The sequence below is a fragment of the Polyangiaceae bacterium genome (assembly GCA_020633205.1).
GTDB lineage: Bacteria > Myxococcota_A > Polyangia > Polyangiales > Polyangiaceae > JAHBVY01.
Map to the genome: position 1 here is coordinate 1 of JACKEB010000038.1, position 1,934 is coordinate 1,934.

Consider the following 1,934-nt stretch of genomic DNA (forward strand, 5'->3'; position numbering starts at 1 on the left):
CCCAGTGCGGAACACCACAGAGCAGTCCGCGAACCGACGCGCTCATCGCGCACTCGAGTCTGGATCCAATCCACGTGCGACGACTGGATACGTTGAGCGCACTGTGTTGTAGCGCGGCTCTTGATGTTATCCCGGAGGAAATGAACGAGCCTCGGGGGGAGCGACAACGTACGGGGGTCGTGATGGGAAGCGTGCTCGGAAGCATGGAGCACAACGCTGCGTATCAGGCCCGCCTGACCGAGCGCGGGCATGGCCGAGCGGATCCGCGGAAGTTTCCCGCGACGAGTCCCAACCTCGCTCCGGGCATGGTTTCAATCCTCTTCGGCCTGGGTGGACCCTGCACCAGCGTGGGCGCTGGGTACGCAGCCCCGTTCGAGGCGTTGCTGGTCGCTTTGGAGTTGCTCCAGGGAGGCCACGCGGAACACATGCTAGTGATCGTGGCAGACCATCGAGGGGCGGCGGTGGATCGGTTGCTCGAGTGCGCGAACGCGCCTCCTCCCGCTCATGGTGCGCTGGCGATACGCTTGAGTGCCCAGCGCCAAGAAGGCACAACTCCCAGCCTACTCCCCCTGAGGGCTGACATTTTGGCGCGGCTGAGCGGCAACTCAGGTTCAAGCTGGCCGGATCCCTCCCAGGTTGGGCCAGGGTCGCCCGCGACCGCTCAGCCGGGCTGGCCAACGCTATCTGCTTGGCTAAAAGACCAGGGATTGCAGGGGTCTTGATGGTTGCGCGATGCGCGAAGACAAGTAGGCTCGCGCGGAATGGAACGCCCCTTGCTCATGTTGGGCTCGCGAATGCTGCCGCTCGTGTCTGATGCTGCCTCAAACACTTCCCGTATTCAGCGGGCGACGATCATGAACCGGATCATGAAGACCCTGCTCGGGCTTTGCTTCGCGCTGCTCCTCGTGGGCTGCAAGACTCACTACATTCCAAATACCGACGTCGAGGACACGGAGTACAACCAGCGTGTCGTCGACTTCTGTGAGGAGTATCGCAAGGCAGTCGAGCGCCAGAACATCGCGCTGCTGCTGAAGCTAGCGGACAAGCGCTACTACGAGGATGGTGGCAACACCGACTCGCAGGACGACATCGACTACGCGGGACTCGAAGAGTACCTGAAGTCCAAGTTCCGTGAGACGCGCAACATCCGCTACGAGATCCGCTATCGCCAGATTGGGCGTGGGCGCAAGAACGTGATCTACGTCGACTTCACCTACAGCGCGAGCTACCGCATCCCAACGCATCAAGGTGAGGTGTGGCGGCGCAAGGTCGCCGACAATCGCTTGGAGTTGGTTCCGCACGGAGAATCGTTCCGCATCATCAGCGGAATGTAGACGCCGCGGAGCGCCGAGTTCGGGGGCTGGCAAAGTGGACGCTGGCGCGCCCTGCAACACGTGGCGCGTTCGGGTGCTCGCTCCCAGCCTTATTTGCGATTCTCGCGTGATGCGTGATGCGTGATGCGCGGCTGTGCAACGCGTGTGGGCGTGGCGCGTTCTGCTTTGCAACGTGCCTCTCCCCCCCCAAAAAAAAGCCAGCCTGGGACGTGTGCAGGGTCCGTGAACGTGTGCAGGGTTCGGTGATCAACGCCGCGTCCCAATCCGGATGCACTCGGTCGCGTGAGGTAGGGAAGCGTGGGTGTCGGTCGGAGCTGACTGAAACTTCGTCGTGAAGTTGCCCGTGAGCTCGGTCGTCCTACAGGTTACAGGATGGTTGCATTAGTGTTTCGATGCCCAGAGTGGGCAGTTTTGGCCGCCTAGCGGTTGGCTCGAGAGTGGGGGGCGCTCGAGAGCCAGAGGAGTCCGATGCCGAAGCCCGAAAATGGTCCAGCGTTTCCCCGTCGTCCAAAGGTCGCGTTCGTAGGCACCGGTGGTGCAGCGCGGGGCATCGCTCACTTGGGTGTTCTGCGTGCCTGTGAAGAGCTGGGGATTGCCCCA

The 1,934-nt window shown here is 62.3% G+C and carries 3 protein-coding genes; all 3 read left to right on the forward strand.

What is annotated here, in order from left to right:
• Positions 1 to 722: beta-ketoacyl synthase chain length factor (locus H6718_37100; protein MCB9591081.1), on the forward strand; the 722-nt coding region annotated here is incomplete at its 5' end.
• Positions 723 to 866: 144 nt separating this feature from the next.
• Entirely contained in the window at positions 867 to 1,334 is a 468-nt protein-coding gene (locus H6718_37105; protein MCB9591082.1) for a hypothetical protein, read from the forward strand.
• A 468-nt stretch (positions 1,335 to 1,802) separates the two neighbouring features.
• The coding region (locus H6718_37110) for a patatin-like phospholipase family protein (GenBank protein MCB9591083.1) at positions 1,803 to 1,934 on the forward strand (132 nt) is incomplete at its 3' end.

Coding starts and splice junctions, on each gene's coding strand:
- H6718_37105 (MCB9591082.1), top strand. CDS start 867: ATGAAGACCCTGCTCGGGCTTTGCTTCGCGCTGCTCCTCGTGGGCTGC.